We start from the raw sequence: 16,388 nt of genomic DNA, 5'->3' as shown, positions 1-16,388 counted from the left end.
GCCCCAGCCTGTTGTTGCGTCGCATGATTCACGCCTCCGGCCGTTCCAGCCTGCGGCGATCATGCTCTAACCTTCCCCACCGGGAAGGAAACGCCGATGAAGATCGACCACGTCTCGCTGACGCTCTTCGCCTGGGAGGGCATCCCGCCGACCAAGTACCACGCCTCCAGCCGGCTGGAGTCGGGCAGCTCCGCCCTCGGCCTGCTGCGGATCCGCACGGATACCGGCATCACCGGCCATGCCTTCCTCGGCTCCGCGACGCATACCGCGGCGAATGACGGGCCGGGCCTTGTCCGCTACCTGAAGCCGCTGCTGATGGGCCAGGACCCGCTCGACCGCGAGAGGCTCAACGCCGCCCTCTGGCCCTGGTCCCGCCTCGTCTCGGTACGCTCGATCGGCGCGGTGGACGTGGCGCTATGGGACATCGCCGGCCAGGCGGCGGGCATGCCCATCCACCGGCTGCTCGGGACGACGCGGCACAGCATCCCGGCCTATGCGAGTTCCGCCATCCTGCCCGACGCCGCGGCCTATGCGGAGGAGGCGGTGCGCTTCCGCGACACCGGCTGGGCCGCCTACAAGATCCACCCGCCGCAGCAATGGCGGACCGACATCAAGGTCTGCGAGGCGGTGCGCCGGGCGGTCGGCGAGGACTACACGCTGATGCTCGACAGCACCTGGAGCTACGACTTCCCGGCGGCGATGCGCGTCGGGCGCGCCATCGAGGAGCTCGGCTTCCTCTGGTACGAGGACCCGCTGCACGACCAGGACATCACCAGCTACGTCAAGCTGCGGCAGAAGCTCGACATCCCGATCGTCGCCACGGAATACCCGGCGGCCGGGCTCGAGAGCTACGCGCCCTGGATCATGCTGCAGGCAACGGACTACCTGCGCGGCGACGTCGCGGTGAAGGGCGGCATCACCACCCTGATGAAGACCGCCCACCTCGCCGAGGCCTTCCGCATGAACTACGAGGTGCATCACGGCGGCAACAGCCTCAACAACGTGGCGAACCTGCATGTCTGCTGCGCCATCCGCAACACCAGCTACTTCGAGGTGCTGCTGCCGGACGGGGCGCACAAATACGGCCTGGCCGAGGACATCACGGTGGGGCCGGACGGGCTGGTGCATGCCCCGGAGGGCCCGGGCCTCGGCGCCGCGATCGACTTCGAGTTGATCGAGCGGAAGCGCATCGCGGTACTGGAATAGATCGCGCCGCCCTGTACAAGCGCCGCCACCAACATGACTGAAAAGGCGCCTCGATGACGACCATTGGGCAAGGCCCTTCGCGCCGCGGCGCGTTGACGGGGATGCTGGGGCTCGGCCTCGCCACCCCGGCCATCGCGCAGGGCGGCTATCCGAACCGGCCGATCACCGTGGTGGTCGGCTTCCCGCCGGGCGGGCAGACCGACTTCGCCGCGCGCATCCTCCAGCCCGGCCTCTCCGCCGCGCTCGGACAGAGCGTGGTGATCGACAACCGCGGCGGCGCCGGCGGCAATCTCGGCACCGATGCGGTGCTGCGGTCGCGGCCGGACGGCTACACGCTGCTGGCCGGCAACGCCAACCCGCTGACCATCAACCCGCACACTTTCCAGGGGATGACGATCGACCCGCTGCGGCTGACGCCGGTCGGGCTGATGCTGCAATCCTCGCTCGTCCTCTGCGTGCACCCCTCCGTGCCGGCGAAGACGCCGCAGGAATTCGCCGCCTGGGCGCGGACCCAGCCGAATGGCGTGGACTACGGCTCGGCCAGCGCCGGCAGCCTCTCCCATGTGGCGATGGAGATGCTGAAGAACCGCATCGGCAACCCGCCGATGGAGCACGTCCCCTATCGCGGCAGCGGGCCGGCGATGCAGGACTTCATCGCCGGGCGCTTCAGCATCATGTGCGACGCCGCCTCGGTGGTCGCGCCCTTCCTGCGGGCCGGGCAGATCCGCGGCATGCTGTCCACCGGCACGCAGCGGATCCCGGCCTTCCCGGACCTGCCGACCTCGGCCGAGCAGGGCCTGCCGGACTACACCTTCACCGCCTGGATCGGCCTGTTCGGCCCGCCCGGCCTGCCGCCGGAGATCGTCGCGCGGCTGAACACGGCGCTGAACACGGCGGTGCAGGATGCCTCGGTGCGCGAGCGCATCACCAGCCAGGGCGACGAGCCGGGCGGCGGCACGGCCGAATCGCTGGGCGAGACGATGCGCCGCGACCATGCCCGCTGGGGCGAGGTCGTGCGCGCCAACAACATCCGCGCCGACGGGTGAGGCCGGGCCCGGCCGGGTGCGCCCACCCGGCCGGGATCAGCCCTATTCGCTCTCCTTCGCCAGCGCCTCGAAGGCGGCGGCGAAGCCGCGGAAGGAGACGGGGATGCTGGCATCCCCGCCCGCCGCATCCTTCCATTCCATCCGGGCGGCCGCCTCGGCCGGGCGGCTGCGCAGGCGGCGCAGCACCGCCTCGTCGCGCATCTCCAGCTCGGCAAAGCAGCCGCGCGGCACGCAATTGCGGAAGGCGAGCGCCAGCGGCGGCTCGGCCGGGCGGTTCGGGATATCGAGCACCAGCCGGGCCGGCGGGCCGATCTGCAGGTTCACCGGCACCTGCGCCACGATGCGCAGCGGCTCGCCCTTCCCGGTACGCCCGAGGGCGACGACCGCGACGGGTTGCTGCCGCTGGTCCTGGGTCGTCTGGGCCATCTCGCACTGGCGGGCGGCGGGTGCCGTGCCGGCCGCGGCGCGCGTCTCGCAGCGCACGATCCAGTCGGCGAAGACGGCCATGGTGCGGTCCGGGCTATCGGCCGGGGCATTCGGTGCCGGCGTGGCCACGGTCGGTGCCGTAGGCGCCGGTGCCGGTGCACGAGAGGCAGGCTGCGCCTTGGCGAGTATCGGCGCGAGGCATGCAGCCAGAATTGCCAAACCGCGGAACGTTGCTTGCATGGACTTCCCCTGCACCCTGTCGCCCCTTGGCTGTAGCCGGGGCCAGCGGCGCCGGCAACCATGCGGCGAAGGCGGCGGCTCTAGAGTCCGCGCTCCGGCTCGGGGACCGCGCGGCGCACGGTGCCGCCCCATTCCTGCATGATGTCGCCACCGGCCAATGTCTCCGGCGCGCGCCCCGGGTCCTGCACCAGCACATCGGGCCGCAGCATGCGGATCAGGTCGACCGCCGTCTCGCTGCCATACCGGATGACGAGATCGACCGCGGTGAGTTCCGCCAGCGCCTCCGCCGCCGGATCCCCGTCGCCGACGCCGACCACCAGCCGGTCGCACCAGTCATGCGCCTGGTCGAGCAGATGCGGCTCGGCCGCGGCCGTGCGGGCGGCCAGGAAGCCGACGCGGTGCCCGGCGCGGCGCCAGACCTCGACCCGCTCCGCCGCCTGTCCGCGGGTGACGAGCTTGCGGGCGGCGAGCCGGCCCGGGGTCAGCACTTCGAGGAACTCATCCTCGCGCACCACGCCGATGCCGGACTTGCCCATGGCGATGCCCGCCGCCAGCGCCGCGAGCCTCGCCACCATCGGCAAGGGCAGGCCGACGGCGAGGCCGGCTGCCGTGACTGAGATCACCGCATCCCCGGCCCCCGCCGGGTCGACCAGCTCCGCCACATCGGCAGGCAGGTGGCGGGGCCGCTCCTCCCCATCCACCAGCATCAACCCGGCCGGGCCGCGGATGACGAGCACGGCACCGAAGCCATGCGTGGATTTCAGCGCCTGCGCGGCGGTGGCGATCTCCGCCTCCGTCCCGGTCGGCAGGCCGGTGGCGTCGCTGAGTTCGGCGCAATCGGGGATGATGAGGTCGGCGCCGGCGAAGCGGCTGGGGTCGCCGCCGCGCGGATCGACCACTACCTTGCGGCCGGCGGTGCGGGCAGCCGCGATCAGCCGGGCGGCGGTATTCCCGGCCAGCACGCCCTTCCGGTAGTCCGACAGGACCATGACCGTGGTCGCGGCCACCGCATCGGCGGCGATGCGCACCAGCCGGTCCGCGAGGCGATGATGGATCGGGGCGGCCTGCTCATGGTCGGTGCGCAGCAGCTGCTGGCCGCTGGAGACGAAGCGCGTCTTCACCGTGGTGGCCCGGCCGCCCTGTACCAGAAGCCAGGGCTCGACGCCGGGCTGGCCACCGATCAGCCCGGTGAGGTCGCTGCCCGCCTGGTCGTCGCCGACGATCGAGACAAAGGCGACGGCGGCGCCCAGCGCCGTCAGGTTGCGCACGACATTGCCGGCGCCACCGGGGAGCGCCACCTCGCGCTCCACCGCCAGGACAGGCACCGGCGCTTCCGGGCTGATGCGTTCGACGCGGCCATAGACGTAGCGGTCCAGCATCGCGTCCCCGACAACGAGGACGGTGCCGCGCTTCAACTGGCGCACCGCCTCCAGCAGATCGGCCGGTATGGCACCGGATAGGGCTGGGCGGGGTTCGGGCGCGGGGCCGTGCATCGCACTGCGGTAGCCCATGCCAGGGTTCACACGCAAGGCGAGAGACGCCGATAATTGTCACAGACCGGCAATGGGGCCCCGGGGACCCTCGAACCAGCCATCATGCCGAGAGAAAGCGCAGGCGCTGCCCCTCCAGCACCACGCAGCTCAATGTTCCGCCGAAGCAGGCGCCGGTATCGACGCCGATGCGGTGCGGCCGCACCACGGGCACCTCGGCCGGCGTATGGCCATGCACCACCACCTGAGGCAGGTCCCCGTCGAAGGACAGGAAGGGCTCGCGGATCCAGACCAGGTCGAATGGGTCCTGCCGCTCGGTCGGGATGCCAGGCCGCACCCCGGCATGGACGAAAAGGTAGTCGCCGGCGGCATATTGCAGCGGGCAATGGCGCAGCAGGTCGAGATCCTCCGGCGGCACGGCGGCGCAGGCATCGGGGCCGTCCGGGTCGGCGCCATAGCTGGCGAGCGTCGCCGCGCCGCCATTCTCCAGCCAGAAGGGCAGGGCGCCGGGATGGGCGTCCGGGTCGCAGGCATCCAGCATCATCACTTCGTGGTTGCCCAGCAGGTTGACCACTTCGACCTCGGCGAAGGCGGGGCCGAGCAGGGGCTCCGGGTCGAGCAGGCGCCGCAGCACCGCAGCGCTGTCCGGGCCGCGATCCACATAGTCGCCGAGATGGACGAGCGTGACGCGGCTGACCGGCCGCGCCGCCGCATCCTCGGCAATCATGGCATGCAGGGTGGCGAGCCGGTCGGCACAGCCATGAATGTCGCCCACCGCATAGATGCGCCAGCCCGGCGGCAGGGCGCCGGGGGCCAATTGGCCGGGCCAGGGGAATGCGGGGCGCGCCGATTTCGAGGCGGCGCTTAGGGCATCGTTCACCATCCGGCGCGAGTTTAGAGGATGACGCGCCGCACCGCACCGCGCCAGGACAGCGCATGATCGTGACCGGACCCCGCCCTGCCGGCTTTCCCGCCCCATCATCGGCCAGCCCGCCGGCGGCCGGGCTGATGCCCCTGCTCCGCCAAGCCCTGCCGGGCGCCGAGGGGCGGGTGGCGCTGCGGCTGCGCCCGGCCGGCCGACTCGCCGGCCCGCCCCCCCGCCGCCGCCTGGCGCGCGCCCTGCTGCAGGACGCCGCGGAAACCGGGGGCGGGGCGGTGTTCGACACCACGTCGGGGGAGATGCTGTTGCTCGGCGCCATGCCGGGTGCCGCGCGCCGCGCCGCGGCGGCACTCGCCACCCTCGCCGGGCCGGACATGCAGCCGGCGACGCTCTGGACCTTGCCGCAGGATGCCAAGGCGCTGCTCGCCTGGGCGGCGACGGCCCAGCTCGCCGGGCCGGAGCCCACAATTCTGGCCCCGGCCGAGGGGCTTGCCGGGCTCGAGGCGCGGCTGGATGCGCTGCCCGCCGACCGCGTCCTCCGGCACCGCCACCTGATCCGCCCCGGTGCGGCGGTGCCCGGGCGGGGGCGCCGGCTGCGGCTCTCCCGGCCAGCCCTTGCTACGATGCTCGGCCCGCTGGCGGCCGATCCGGATCTGATGGCCCATGCGGCGGACCGGCTGGCGGCGCGGCTGCTGCCCGGCCTCGCCCTCTGGGCCCGGGACCTGCCCGGCCGGCGGCTGTTGCCCCTGCCGCGGGGTGTCCTGCCGCCGCCCACCGCGCTGCCCGGCCTTATCGGCGTCCTGCCCCTCGCGGCCGCGGCCGATCCGGCGCTGCCGGCCTGGCGCGAGGCCCTGGCGGCGCGAGGCTGGGATCTGGCGCTGGAGGGGCTGGATGCCGCGGCGCTTGCCCTGCTAACGGCTGGCGGGCTGCCGGCCGACCTGCTGCTGCTCCGCTGGTCCCCGGCGCTCGAGGATCGCGCCGGGCTGGCGGCGCTGCGCGGCCTGCCACCGGAACGGCTCGTCCTGACCGGCTGCGACGGCCCGGCCGCGCTTGCGCTGGCGGCGCGGCTCGGCGCCTTCGCCACCGGCCCGGCGGCGGAGGCGGCATGAGCCCTCAGCCTGCCCCGCTGCGCCCCTTCGCCGGCCCGCGCGGCGCCGATGCCCTGGCCCTCGCCCATTTCCTACGCGAGGCGGTGGCCGCCGGCACGGTGCGGGATGTGCTGCATCTCCGCCTGACGGCGCTCGAGGCCGGCCTCCGCCGCGGCCACCACCAGCGCCTGGTACGGGATGCCCTCGCTCCCCTACTGCGCCCAACCCGCGCCCGCGTCTTCGAGCTGCCGAATGGCGACATCGTCGCCGTTGCCCCGCCGGAGGGCCGCCACCTGCGCGAGGCGGAGGGGGAGCTCGCCATCCTCTTCGCCGCCGAGGAGGCGCCGCCCTTCACCCGGCGGCGCCTGCCGGAGGAAGCAGCCGCCCTGCTCGCCGCGGTGGAGGATAGCCTCACCCCCGGCAGCGCCCCGCCCCGCCGGCGGCCGGCGCCGGAGGCGGACAGGCATCCCGTCTCGGCCGCCGATCTGGCGGCGATGGAGCGCGGGCTCGGCCATGCCGGCCTGGCGCGCTTCCTGGTCCGCCGCCCGGTCTGCCGGCTCTCGCCCGATGGCGGTGGCCCGGACATCGCATGGGAGGAATGGGAACTCGCCTGGCCCGAACTCTGCGCCGCCCTGCTGCCCGGGGCCGACCCGGCCCTTGCCCCGGCCCTGTCCCGCCGCCTGCGCCGGCTGGCCGACCGCCGCCTGCTGACCGAGCTGGCGCGGCCGGAGGATGCCCGGCGGCTTGGCCAGGCCGGCCTCTCCCTCGCGCCGGAGACGGTGGCGGAGCCGGAATTCCTCCGCCTCGACGCGGCGCTGGGGCCTGAGGGGCGGGCGCGGATGACCCTCTCCCTCGCCGCCGAGGATGCGCTGGCGGACCCGGCGGGCTTTGCCTTCGCCCGCGATTTTTGCCGGCTGCGCGGCTGGCGGGTGGCACTCGACCTCGCCGCCCCGGCCCTGCTGCCGGCCCTGCCCCTGGCCCGGCTGGAGGTGGACCTGCTGCGGCTGCGCTGGTCGGCGGCCCTGCCGGGCTTCGCAGCCGCCCTGCCGGAGGACCGTGGAAGGGTGGTCCTCGCCGGGGCGGACCGGGCGGCCGCCATCGGCTGGGGATGGGAGGCGGGCATTACGCTGTTCGAAGGGCGGTTGCTGCGGCCACGGGGCTGACGCATATGCGGAGCCCATGGAAATCCCCGCCATCCTCGCCGAGGCGCTGAGCAAGCGCTACGCCCCCGATGCGCCGGCGGCGGTCGACAGCCTCTCCTTCCGCATGCCACGCGGCGCCACCTGGGGACTGCTTGGCGGCAACGGCGCGGGCAAGACCACCACCATCGCCATGCTGCTCGGCCTGCTGGTGCCGAGCGGCGGGCGCATCACCGTGCTCGGCCACGACATGGCGCGGGACCGGTTCGCGGCGCTCGCGCGGATGAATTTCTCCTCACCCTATATCGCCCTTCCCTCGCGGCTGAGCGTGGCCGAGAACCTGCGGGTCTATGCCCATCTCTACGACGTGCCGGAGGCCGAGCGCCGGATCGGTGAGCTGGCGGCACAGCTCCAGCTCACCGACCTGCTGGACCGGCCGGCGGGGCAGCTCTCGGCCGGGCAGAAGACGCGGGTGGCGCTCGCCAAGTCGCTGGTGAATCGGCCCGAATTGCTGCTGCTCGACGAGCCGACGGCAAGCCTCGACCCGGATACCGGCGATTGGGTGCGCAGCTGGCTGGAGCGCTACCGGGCGGAGACGGGCTGCTCCATCCTGCTCGCCAGCCACAACATGGCGGAGGTCGAGCGGCTCTGCGGCCATGTGCTGATGCTGAAGCAGGGGCGCGTGGTCGACAGCGGCAGCCCGGCCGAGCTGCTGGGCAAATACGGGCGCGAGGATCTGGAGCAGGTCTTCCTCGACATCGCCCGCGGGCGGCAGCGGGTGCCGGCATGAACCGGGCGGCGCTGCGGCGGGTCTGGGGGATCATCTACCGGCATCTCGCACTTTACCGGCGGTCCTGGCCGCGGGTGCTGGAGCTGATGTACTGGCCGGTGCTGCAGATGGTGGTCTGGGGCTTCGTCACCTCCTACCTGGCCGGTGTGCAGGGCAATACCGCGAGCGTGGCGGCCGGGGTGCTGCTCGGCGGCGTGCTGCTCTGGGAGGTGGCGCTCCGGAGCCAGATGGGCTTCTCGCTCTCCTTCCTCGAGGAGATCTGGTCGCGCAACCTCGGCCATGTCTTCGTCAGCCCGCTCCGCCCGCGCGAGCTGGTGGCGGCGCTGATGGGCATGAGCATCATCCGCGTCCTGGTCGGCGTGCTGCCGGCGATGCTGCTGGCCTGGCTGCTGTATTCCTTCGGTATCCTGACGATGGGGCCGGTGGTGGTCGGCTTCTTCGCGGCGCTGCTGGTGATGGGCTGGGCCGTGGCGCTCGGCGTCACCGCGCTGATCCTGCGCTACGGCGCGGGGGCGGAGGCGTTGGCCTGGTCGATCCTCTTCGGGCTGACGCCCTTCTCGGCCGTCTTCTACCCGGTGAGCATATTGCCCGGCTGGCTGCAGCCGGTGGCGCTCGCACTGCCCTCGGCGCATGTCTTCGAGGGGATGCGGCAGGCGCTGCGCGACGGGACGGTGGCGACCGGCCATCTCCTTGCCGCCTTCGCGCTGGATGCCGCCTGGCTGGCACTGATGGGTTTCGTCTTCCTGCGGCAATTCCAGTCCGCCCGGGTGCGTGGCGCGCTGCTGAACATCGGAGAATAGCTGGCCGCCATGCCCGAGACCCGGTTCCACCTGATCCGCCACGCCCTGGTCGAGCCCAAGGCCCGGACCCTGTTCTACGGCGCGATGGACGTGCCGCTCTGCGATCTGGCCCTGAAGCAGGATGCCTCGCTGTTCCGCTGGCTGGCCGCGCGGCTGCCGCGGCCGGCGGCCTGGGTCACCTCGAACCTGGCCCGCACCCGGGCGACGGCCGCGGCGATCTTCGCCGCCGGCTATCCCGAGCAGCCGCTGGCGACGGAGCCCGGCCTCGCCGAGCAGCATCTCGGCGACTGGCAGGGGCTGCCGCATGAGGCGCTGGCGGCGAAGCTGCGCCACCCGGCCCATCCCTTCTGGCCGCATGCCGCGGAGGAGGAGCCGCCGAATGGCGAGAGCTTCGCCACCGTCGCCACCCGCGTCGGCGCGGTGCTCGACCGGCTGGCCGAGGCGCATGCCGGCGAGGATGTTGTGGTGGTGGCGCATGGCGGCTCGATCCGTGCCGCCATCGCCCATGCGCTGGGTCTGACCGGGCACCAGGCCCTGGCCTTCTCCATCCGCAACCTTGGGGTGACGCGGCTCGAGCGCCATGGCGGAGACTGGCGCGTCTCCGCCGTGAACGAGGAGCCCTGGCTGGCGCCCGACTGGGAGTAGGGCGGGGCGCGCGACCGCGCCCTACAGGACCTTCACCCACTGGCTGAGGTGGCTGAGGAAGACCTCCTTGTCCATGCCGTGCAGGACGATGCTGTTGTCGCCGATGGTGATCTTCGTCACCGCATGGTCGCCGCTGACATAGGGTTCCAGATCCTTCGGCGTCATGATACCGGAGCCGTCGATATCGGGTGCCAGCAGGATGCGGTCATCCGTGCTGAAGCCGATGATCTGGTCGTGGCCGAAGCCATCCTCGAAATAGAAGGTGTCGTAGCCGTCGCCCCCGGCCAGCACGTCGTCGCCGACGCCACCGGAGAGGGTGTCGTTCCCGCTGCCGCCATCCAGCGTGTCGCGGCCGGCGCCGCCGGAGAGCAGATCGTCGTCCTTGTCGCCGAACAGCGAATCGTCGCCGCTGCCGCCATAGAGATCGTCGTCTCCCTTGCCGCCGTTGAGCGTGTCATTGCCGGAACCGCCGAGGAGCAGATCATGGCCATCATCGCCGGCGAGGTGGTCGGCGCCGGCGCCGCCATCGATGGTGTCGTCACCCTTGCCGCTGCTCAGCGTGTCGAAGCCGCTGCCGGCGGCGATGCTGTCATGGCCCTGGTCGCCGATGACTAGGTTGTTGCCCCCGCCAGCATCGATGCGGTCGCCGCCCTTGCCGCCGAAGATCACGTCGTCGCCCATCCCGGTGAAGACCGTGTCGCTTCCCTTGCCGAGGATCACATGCAGGTCGTTCGCATTGCCGGCCCCGTCCACATAGCTGCTGCCGCTGCGGAAGGAGAGGTCGAGGACCGGGAGGGCGCTGTCCAGCTGGTAGAAGGCATCCACCGCGCGCGGCACGTCGTCGAAGGCGAGATGCGCCCCGTTGCCGCCGATGATCGATGCGTAGTCGGCCATGATCCGGTCCTTGCCTGGGAGTCACCCGAATGCCGGGTATCCTGGCCGGACCCTACAACCTGTGATTGTGTAATGGTAAACAAATCGTTCGTGTCTCCGTATTATTCTGTCACAGGGCGGGCTCCGCCCAACCGCGGATGCGGCCGCCTCTCCGGCTGGGGTTTGGACAGCCCGCCGGAGAACGGCTAACCTTCCGTCGACAAATCCATGGCTTGGTGGGGAAGCTTCATGCGGCGTCTGATGATCGTGGGCCTCACTCTCACAATGCTTGCCGGTTGCGCGGGTACCCCCGTCGGAGGCGAGGAGCAGACGCTGGTCGACCGGTCCACGCTCGCGGTGCAGGAAATCCTCGGCGAGGGCCATGACCGGCTGAAGGCCGCCGACCTGCTGCGCCGGGCCCGCGCCGCCATAATCTGCCCGCGCATCTTCCGCGGCGGCTTCTTCTTCGGCGGCGAGGGCGGTGGCTGCGTAATGGTCGGGCGGGATGCCGCCGGATCCTGGTCCTCGCCGGCCTTCTACTCCCTCGGCTCGGGCAGCTTCGGCCTGCAGGCCGGCATCCAGGACCTGCAGATCCTGATGCTGATCATGAACGACAAGGCGCTCAACGCCATGCTCGACAGCCAGCTGAAGCTCGGCGCCGATGCCTCGCTCGCCTTCGCCACCTATGGCGGCTCGGTCGAGGGCGCGACGACGGCGGCGGTCGGGGCCGATATCGTCGCCTTCGCCCGCGCCCGCGGTCTCTATGCCGGCCTGACGCTGGAAGGCTCGATGATCACGCCCCGCAGCGAATGGAACCGCAGCTACTACCAGCGCGAAACCGGGCCGCGGGAGATCGTGGTGGCGATGCAGGTCCACAACCCGGCGGCCGACCCGCTGCGGGCGGCGCTGATGCGCTTCGGCACCGGCACCGCGGCGGCCGCCCAGCCGCCCGCCTACCAGCCCGCCCCCGCCTATCAGCCGGCGCCTGGCTACCAGCCCGGCCCCGGCACGCTCGGCAGTGGCCCGGCGCCTGTCGCGGGTGGTGGCGTCCAGCGGAGCACCCTGCCTCCGCTGCGGTAACGGCCTCGGGGCGGTTGCCCCGTGGCGGGCGCGGGTCTATGCCGCGCCCGACCGCGGAGTGCCCCCTTCATGACCGACCTCGTCCCCATCCGCCGTGCCCTGATCTCCGTCTCCGACAAGACCGGGCTGCTCGAATTTGGCCGCTTCCTCGCCGGGCGCGGCGTGGAGATCCTCTCCACCGGCGGGACGGCCCGGGCACTCCGCGAGGCCGGGGTGCCGGTGAAGGATGTCTCCGAGCATACCGGCTTCCCCGAGATCCTCGACGGCCGGGTGAAGACCCTGGTGCCGCAGGTCCATGGCGGGCTGCTCGGCCGGCGCGACCTGCCGGAGCACGGGGCGCAGATGCAGCAGCACGGCATCGCGCCGATCGACCTCGTCGTGGTGAACCTCTACCCCTTCGAGGCGACGGTCGCCGGCGGCGCGGGCTTCGAGGACTGCATCGAGAATATCGATATCGGTGGCCCGGCGATGATCCGCAGCGCCGCCAAGAACCATGCCCATGTCGTGGTGCTGACCGAGCCGGCGCAGCTCGCCGAGGTCCAGGCCGAGCTGGAGGCCGAGGGCGGCACCCGCCTGGCGACGCGGCGGCGGCTGGCGGCGGCGGCCTATGCCCGGACGGCGGCCTATGACGCGGCGATCTCCGGCTGGTTCGCCGGCCAGCTCGGCGAGGAATTCCCGCCCCGCCTCGCCATGGCCGGCGTGCTGCGCCAGGGCCTCCGCTACGGCGAGAACCCGCATCAGCAGGCGGCCTTCTACACCGATGGCAGCGACCGGCCAGGGATCGCCACCGCGCGGCAGGCCCAGGGCAAGGAGCTGTCCTACAACAACCTGAACGACACCGACGCCGCCTTCGAATGCGTCGCCGAATTCGACCGGCCTGCCATCGTCATTGTCAAGCACGCCAATCCCTGCGGCGTGGCGGTGGACGGGAGCCTGGCCGCGGCCTGGGACCGGGCGCTGCTCTGCGACCCGGTCTCGGCCTTCGGCGGCATCGTCGCCGCCAACCGCGTGCTGGACGCCGCGGCGGCGGAGAAGATCACCGCCATCTTCACCGAGGTGGTGGTGGCCCCCGATGCGGACGAGGCAGCCCGCGCCATCTTCGCCCGCAAGAAGAACCTCCGCCTGCTGCTGACCGGCGGCGTGCCGGACCCGGCGGCGCCGGGCCGCGTCTTCAAGAGCGTCTCGGGCGGTTTCCTCGCCCAGTCCCGCGATGCCGGCCGGGTGACGGAGGCGGGGCTGAAGGTGGTGACGCAGCGTGCGCCCACGGCCGCCGAGCTGGCCGACCTGCTCTTCGCCTTCCGCGTCTGCAAGCATGTGAAGTCGAATGCCATCGTCTATGCCAAGGGGCTGGCGACGGTCGGCATCGGCGCCGGGCAGATGAACCGGGTGGAGAGCAGCCGCATCGCCGCCTGGAAGTCGGAGGCCGCGGCCAAGGCCGCCAGCCTTCCGGAGCCGCTGGCCCGCGGCAGCGTCGTTGCCTCGGACGCCTTCTTCCCCTTCGCCGACGGGCTGGAGACGGCGGCGGCAGCGGGCGCCACGGCGGTGATCCAGCCCGGCGGATCGATGCGGGACAACGAGGTGATCGCGGCAGCCGACAAGGCCGGCCTCGCCATGGTCTTCACCGGGATGCGGCACTTCCGGCACTGAGAGGCTTGATTGCGGGCCTGTCCGGAGCACATCCGGCAGGTCCCTCATCGTAACGGAGCAGCATGTCCATGGACCGCCTCATCGACGGCTACCGCCGTTTCCGCGTGGAGACCTGGCCGCGCGAGCGGGCCCGCTTCGAGGAGCTGGCGGAGCGGGGGCAGAGCCCGAAGACCATGGTCATCGCCTGCTCGGACAGCCGCGTCGACCCGCAGATGATCTTCTCCGCCGCGCCGGGCGAGCTGTTTGTCGTCCGCAACGTGGCCAACCTCATCCCGCCCTACATGCCGGACGCCGCCTTCCACGGCACCAGCGCGGCGCTGGAATTCGCCGTCCGGGTGCTGAAGGTGGAGCGGGTCCTGGTGCTCGGCCATGCGCTTTGCGGCGGCGTCGCGGCGCTGCTGAACGGCGCGCCGCCGGAGGCGCAGGATTTCGTCGCCGGCTGGATCAGCATCGCCAAGGAGGCGCGCGAGCGGGTGCTGCGCTGCGAGCCCGCCGAGCGGCAGGAGGTGGGCGAGCATGAGGCGGTGCGCATCTCGCTCCGCAACATCATGACCTTCCCCTGGGTGGCGGAGGCGGTGGCCGAGGGCCGCCTCATCCTGCATGGCGCGCATTTCGGCGTGGCGACGGGCAAGCTCGTGCTGCTCGGCGAGGATGGCGAGTTCCACCCGGCATCCTGAGATCGTTTCCTCGGGGCACCCCGGAGTGCGAGACTCGCCCAGGGGCGAATCGGGGGATCCTGCGTGCCGGATTGGCTGTTGCCGTTGCTGGTGCCCGTGGCGGCCGCGCTCGCGGGCGGGCTGCTGGTGCTGGCCTTCCGCCCGCGCGGTGGCGGCGGCGGCGAGGGCGTTGCGCTGCTCGCCGAGCGGATGGATGCGCTCTCCCAGCGGCTCGACCAGTCGGTGGCGGCGCAGAATGAGCGCCTGGCCCGCAGCCTCGCCGACAGCGCCGAGCGCACCCAGGACAGTGCCCGCCGCATCCATGAGCGGCTCGCCGTCATCGATGCCGCCCGGGCGAATATCGAGGCGCTGGGCGGGCAGGTGACGACGCTGGCCGGCATCCTCGGCAACAAGCAGGCACGCGGCGCCTTCGGCGAGGTGCAGCTGCGCGACATGCTGGCCGACAGGCTGCCGGCCGAGGGCTGGGCCTGGCAGCACCCGCTGTCCAACGGCACGCGCTGCGACGCGCTGATCCGCCTGCCCTTCCCGCCCGGCCCCATCGCGGTGGACAGCAAATTCCCGCTCGAGGCCTGGCAGGCGCTGCGGACGGCGCCCGACGAGGCGGCGCGGCTCCAGGCCACGCGGCGGCTGGCCGCCGACATCCGCCGCCATGTCGATGACGTGGCGACGAAATACATCCGCCCCGGCGAGACGGCGGAGGGCGCGCTGATCTTCCTCCCCTCCGAGGCGCTGCATGCCGACCTGCACGCGCTGCACGGCGCGCTGGTGCAGGAGGCGGCGCGGCGCGGCGTCTATCTCGTCTCGCCCGGCACGCTCTGGGCGGTGCTCGGCGCCATGCGGGCGCTGATGCGTGACGTGCGGCTGCGGGCCGAGGCACAGAACATGCGGCTGGAGGTCGCCCGCCTCGCGGAGGAGACCGGGCGGCTCGACCGCCGCGTCGGCAACCTCCGGCGCCATTTCAGCGAGTCGCAGGCCGATATGGACCAGATCGCCATCACCGCGCAGAAGATCCTCGCCGCCGCCGCCCGGATCGAGGCGGTGGAGATGGATACGCCGAGCCCGGCCCGCGCCGCCGAATGAGCACCCTGCAGCTCCAGGCCCTGGCGGGCCTGCCCGCGCTCGGCCTGCTGGCCTGGGTGCTGGGCGGCTGCCGGCGCGGCGTGCGGCCAAGGGTGGTGGTGGCGGGGCTGCTCGGCCAGCTGCTGGTCGCCGCGGCGCTGCTGCACATCCCGCCGCTGCGCGCCGGCTTCGCCCTGGTCGGCGATGGGGTGGATGCGCTGGCGCGGGCGACGCGGGCGGGCACCAGCCTCGTCTTCGGCTATCTCGGCGGGGCGCCGCTGCCCTATGCCGAGACGGTGCCAGGTGGCAGCTTCATCCTCTTCTTCCAGGCCCTGCCGCTGGTGCTGCTGGTCGGCGCGCTCTCCGCGCTGCTCTACCACTGGCGCATCCTGCCGCTGGTGGTGCGGGGCCTGGCGCGCGGCCTCGGCTGGCTCTTCGGCCTGTCGGGCGCCTGCAACCTCTCGGTCGCCGCCAATGTCTTCGTCGGCATGGTGGAGGCGCCGCTGCTGATCCGCCCCTGGCTCGCGCGGCTGACGAGGGCGGAGCTGTTCACCTGCATGGTGGCCGGCCTCGCCACCATCAGCGGCAACATGCTGGTGGTCTATGCGACGATGATCGCGCCGGTGGTGCCCGATGCCGCCGGGCAGCTCCTGACGGCGAGCCTCGTCTCCGCCCCCGGCGCCGTCCTCGCCGCCCTGCTGATGGTCCCGGAGCGAGAGGCGGCGGGAGCCGCCGGACCGGAGGCCGACGCGCCGCGCCTCTATGACAGCAGCATGGATGCGCTGGTGCGCGGCACGGCGGATGGGCTGCAGCTGCTGCTCGGCATCATGGCCTCGCTCATCGTCTTCGTCGCGCTGGTGGCGCTGGTGAACGGCATGCTCCAGCCGCTCACCGGCTGGACGCTGGAGGGCATCGCCGGCCTCGTCTTCTGGCCACTCGCCTTCGCCATGGGCATCCCCGCCAGCGAATGCGCGACGGTCGCGCAGAGCCTCGGCGTGAAGGTGGTGGTGAACGAGTTCGTCAGCTACCTGCAACTCGCCGCCAGCGGCGCCGCCGGGCTCACCGAACGCTCCCGCGTCATCCTCACCTATGCGCTCTGCGGCTTCACCAATTTCGCCTCGGTCGGGATCATGGTGACCGGCATGGCGGCGATGTGCCCGGAGCGACGCGCGGAGATCGTCCGGCTCGGGCTGCGTAGCCTGGTGGCGGCGAGCATCGCCTGCTGCATGGCGGGCGCGACGGTGGGCGTGCTGACGGCGCCCTGAGGCTTGGCACGGCGCCTGGGCGCAACTCCGGTGGCGG

General features: G+C 72.4%; 16 protein-coding genes. 12 read left to right on the top strand and 4 right to left on the bottom strand.

What is annotated here, in order from left to right:
* Positions 1 to 96 precede the first annotated feature (96 nt).
* Together BLR02_RS12170 and BLR02_RS12165 are read left to right on the top strand one after the other, a co-directional pair.
* Complete coding sequence (locus BLR02_RS12170; RefSeq protein WP_090563968.1) at positions 97 to 1,206, top strand: enolase C-terminal domain-like protein; 1,110 nt, start codon at positions 97 to 99, stop codon at positions 1,204 to 1,206.
* Positions 1,207 to 1,259: 53 nt separating this feature from the next.
* Entirely contained in the window at positions 1,260 to 2,252 is a 993-nt protein-coding gene (locus BLR02_RS12165) for a Bug family tripartite tricarboxylate transporter substrate binding protein (RefSeq protein WP_090563969.1), read from the top strand.
* A gap of 42 nt (positions 2,253 to 2,294) precedes the next feature.
* Here BLR02_RS12165 and BLR02_RS12160 read toward each other — a convergent pair whose 3' ends face one another.
* The 3 genes from BLR02_RS12160 to BLR02_RS12150 form a co-directional block, all read right to left on the bottom strand.
* Positions 2,295 to 2,807, bottom strand: coding sequence for an invasion associated locus B family protein (locus tag BLR02_RS12160; RefSeq protein ID WP_176849534.1), 513 nt, complete (start codon positions 2,805 to 2,807; stop codon positions 2,295 to 2,297).
* A gap of 191 nt (positions 2,808 to 2,998) precedes the next feature.
* Positions 2,999 to 4,411, bottom strand: coding sequence for a bifunctional heptose 7-phosphate kinase/heptose 1-phosphate adenyltransferase (locus BLR02_RS12155; RefSeq protein WP_408735474.1), 1,413 nt, complete (start codon positions 4,409 to 4,411; stop codon positions 2,999 to 3,001).
* A 100-nt stretch (positions 4,412 to 4,511) separates the two neighbouring features.
* Entirely contained in the window at positions 4,512 to 5,288 is a 777-nt protein-coding gene (locus BLR02_RS12150; protein ID WP_408735515.1) for a metallophosphoesterase family protein, read from the bottom strand.
* Between the two features lie 128 nt (positions 5,289 to 5,416).
* On the opposite strand from BLR02_RS12150, the gene BLR02_RS12145 reads away from it, so the two are divergent.
* From BLR02_RS12145 to BLR02_RS12125, 5 genes are read left to right on the top strand one after another with little or no spacing between them, the layout of a single operon-like run.
* On the top strand, positions 5,417 to 6,397 hold the full coding sequence (locus BLR02_RS12145) for a hypothetical protein (RefSeq protein WP_218127925.1): 981 nt from the start codon (positions 5,417 to 5,419) through the stop codon (positions 6,395 to 6,397).
* Positions 6,394 to 7,539, top strand: coding sequence for a hypothetical protein (locus BLR02_RS12140; protein ID WP_090563978.1), 1,146 nt, complete (start codon positions 6,394 to 6,396; stop codon positions 7,537 to 7,539). The genes BLR02_RS12145 and BLR02_RS12140 overlap by 4 nt, the downstream gene beginning before the upstream one ends.
* 16 nt (positions 7,540 to 7,555) lie before the next feature.
* Positions 7,556 to 8,305, top strand: coding sequence for an ABC transporter ATP-binding protein (locus BLR02_RS12135; protein ID WP_090663372.1), 750 nt, complete (start codon positions 7,556 to 7,558; stop codon positions 8,303 to 8,305).
* Positions 8,302 to 9,105, top strand: coding sequence for an ABC transporter permease (locus BLR02_RS12130; RefSeq protein ID WP_090563982.1), 804 nt, complete (start codon positions 8,302 to 8,304; stop codon positions 9,103 to 9,105). The genes BLR02_RS12135 and BLR02_RS12130 overlap by 4 nt, the downstream gene beginning before the upstream one ends.
* Positions 9,106 to 9,114: 9 nt before the next feature.
* Positions 9,115 to 9,750 (top strand): histidine phosphatase family protein, encoded by a 636-nt coding sequence (locus tag BLR02_RS12125; protein WP_090563984.1) that lies wholly within the window; start codon positions 9,115 to 9,117, stop codon positions 9,748 to 9,750.
* A 21-nt stretch (positions 9,751 to 9,771) separates the two neighbouring features.
* Here the strand turns inward: BLR02_RS12125 and BLR02_RS12120 are convergent, their stop codons facing one another.
* The gene (locus BLR02_RS12120; protein WP_090663369.1) at positions 9,772 to 10,644 is read right to left on the bottom strand and encodes a calcium-binding protein; all 873 of its coding nucleotides are present in this window, start codon (positions 10,642 to 10,644) and stop codon (positions 9,772 to 9,774) included.
* A 228-nt stretch (positions 10,645 to 10,872) separates the two neighbouring features.
* On the opposite strand from BLR02_RS12120, the gene BLR02_RS12115 reads away from it, so the two are divergent.
* The 5 genes from BLR02_RS12115 (at position 10,873) to BLR02_RS12095 (ending at position 16,351) form a co-directional block, all read left to right on the top strand.
* Complete coding sequence (locus BLR02_RS12115) at positions 10,873 to 11,703, top strand: lipid-binding SYLF domain-containing protein (protein ID WP_245704749.1); 831 nt, start codon at positions 10,873 to 10,875, stop codon at positions 11,701 to 11,703.
* 69 nt (positions 11,704 to 11,772) lie between these two features.
* A complete protein-coding gene (purH, locus tag BLR02_RS12110; RefSeq protein ID WP_090663368.1) occupies positions 11,773 to 13,350 on the top strand; it encodes a bifunctional phosphoribosylaminoimidazolecarboxamide formyltransferase/IMP cyclohydrolase in 1,578 nt (525 codons plus the stop codon).
* Positions 13,351 to 13,418: 68 nt separating this feature from the next.
* Complete coding sequence (locus BLR02_RS12105) at positions 13,419 to 14,027, top strand: carbonic anhydrase (protein ID WP_090663366.1); 609 nt, start codon at positions 13,419 to 13,421, stop codon at positions 14,025 to 14,027.
* A gap of 63 nt (positions 14,028 to 14,090) precedes the next feature.
* Positions 14,091 to 15,107, top strand: a complete 1,017-nt coding sequence (locus BLR02_RS12100) for a DNA recombination protein RmuC (protein WP_143018112.1) — start codon at positions 14,091 to 14,093, stop codon at positions 15,105 to 15,107.
* On the top strand, positions 15,104 to 16,351 hold the full coding sequence (locus BLR02_RS12095) for a NupC/NupG family nucleoside CNT transporter (RefSeq protein ID WP_090663364.1): 1,248 nt from the start codon (positions 15,104 to 15,106) through the stop codon (positions 16,349 to 16,351). The genes BLR02_RS12100 and BLR02_RS12095 overlap by 4 nt, the downstream gene beginning before the upstream one ends.
* The last annotated feature ends 37 nt before the right edge of the window (positions 16,352 to 16,388 follow it).

It is taken from the genome of Belnapia rosea, from assembly GCF_900101615.1.
In the GTDB taxonomy this organism is placed as follows: Bacteria; Pseudomonadota; Alphaproteobacteria; order Acetobacterales; family Acetobacteraceae; genus Belnapia; species Belnapia rosea.
The sequence above is the reverse complement of the archived record's forward strand: the minus strand, read 5'-3'. Positions and strand labels throughout refer to the sequence as shown.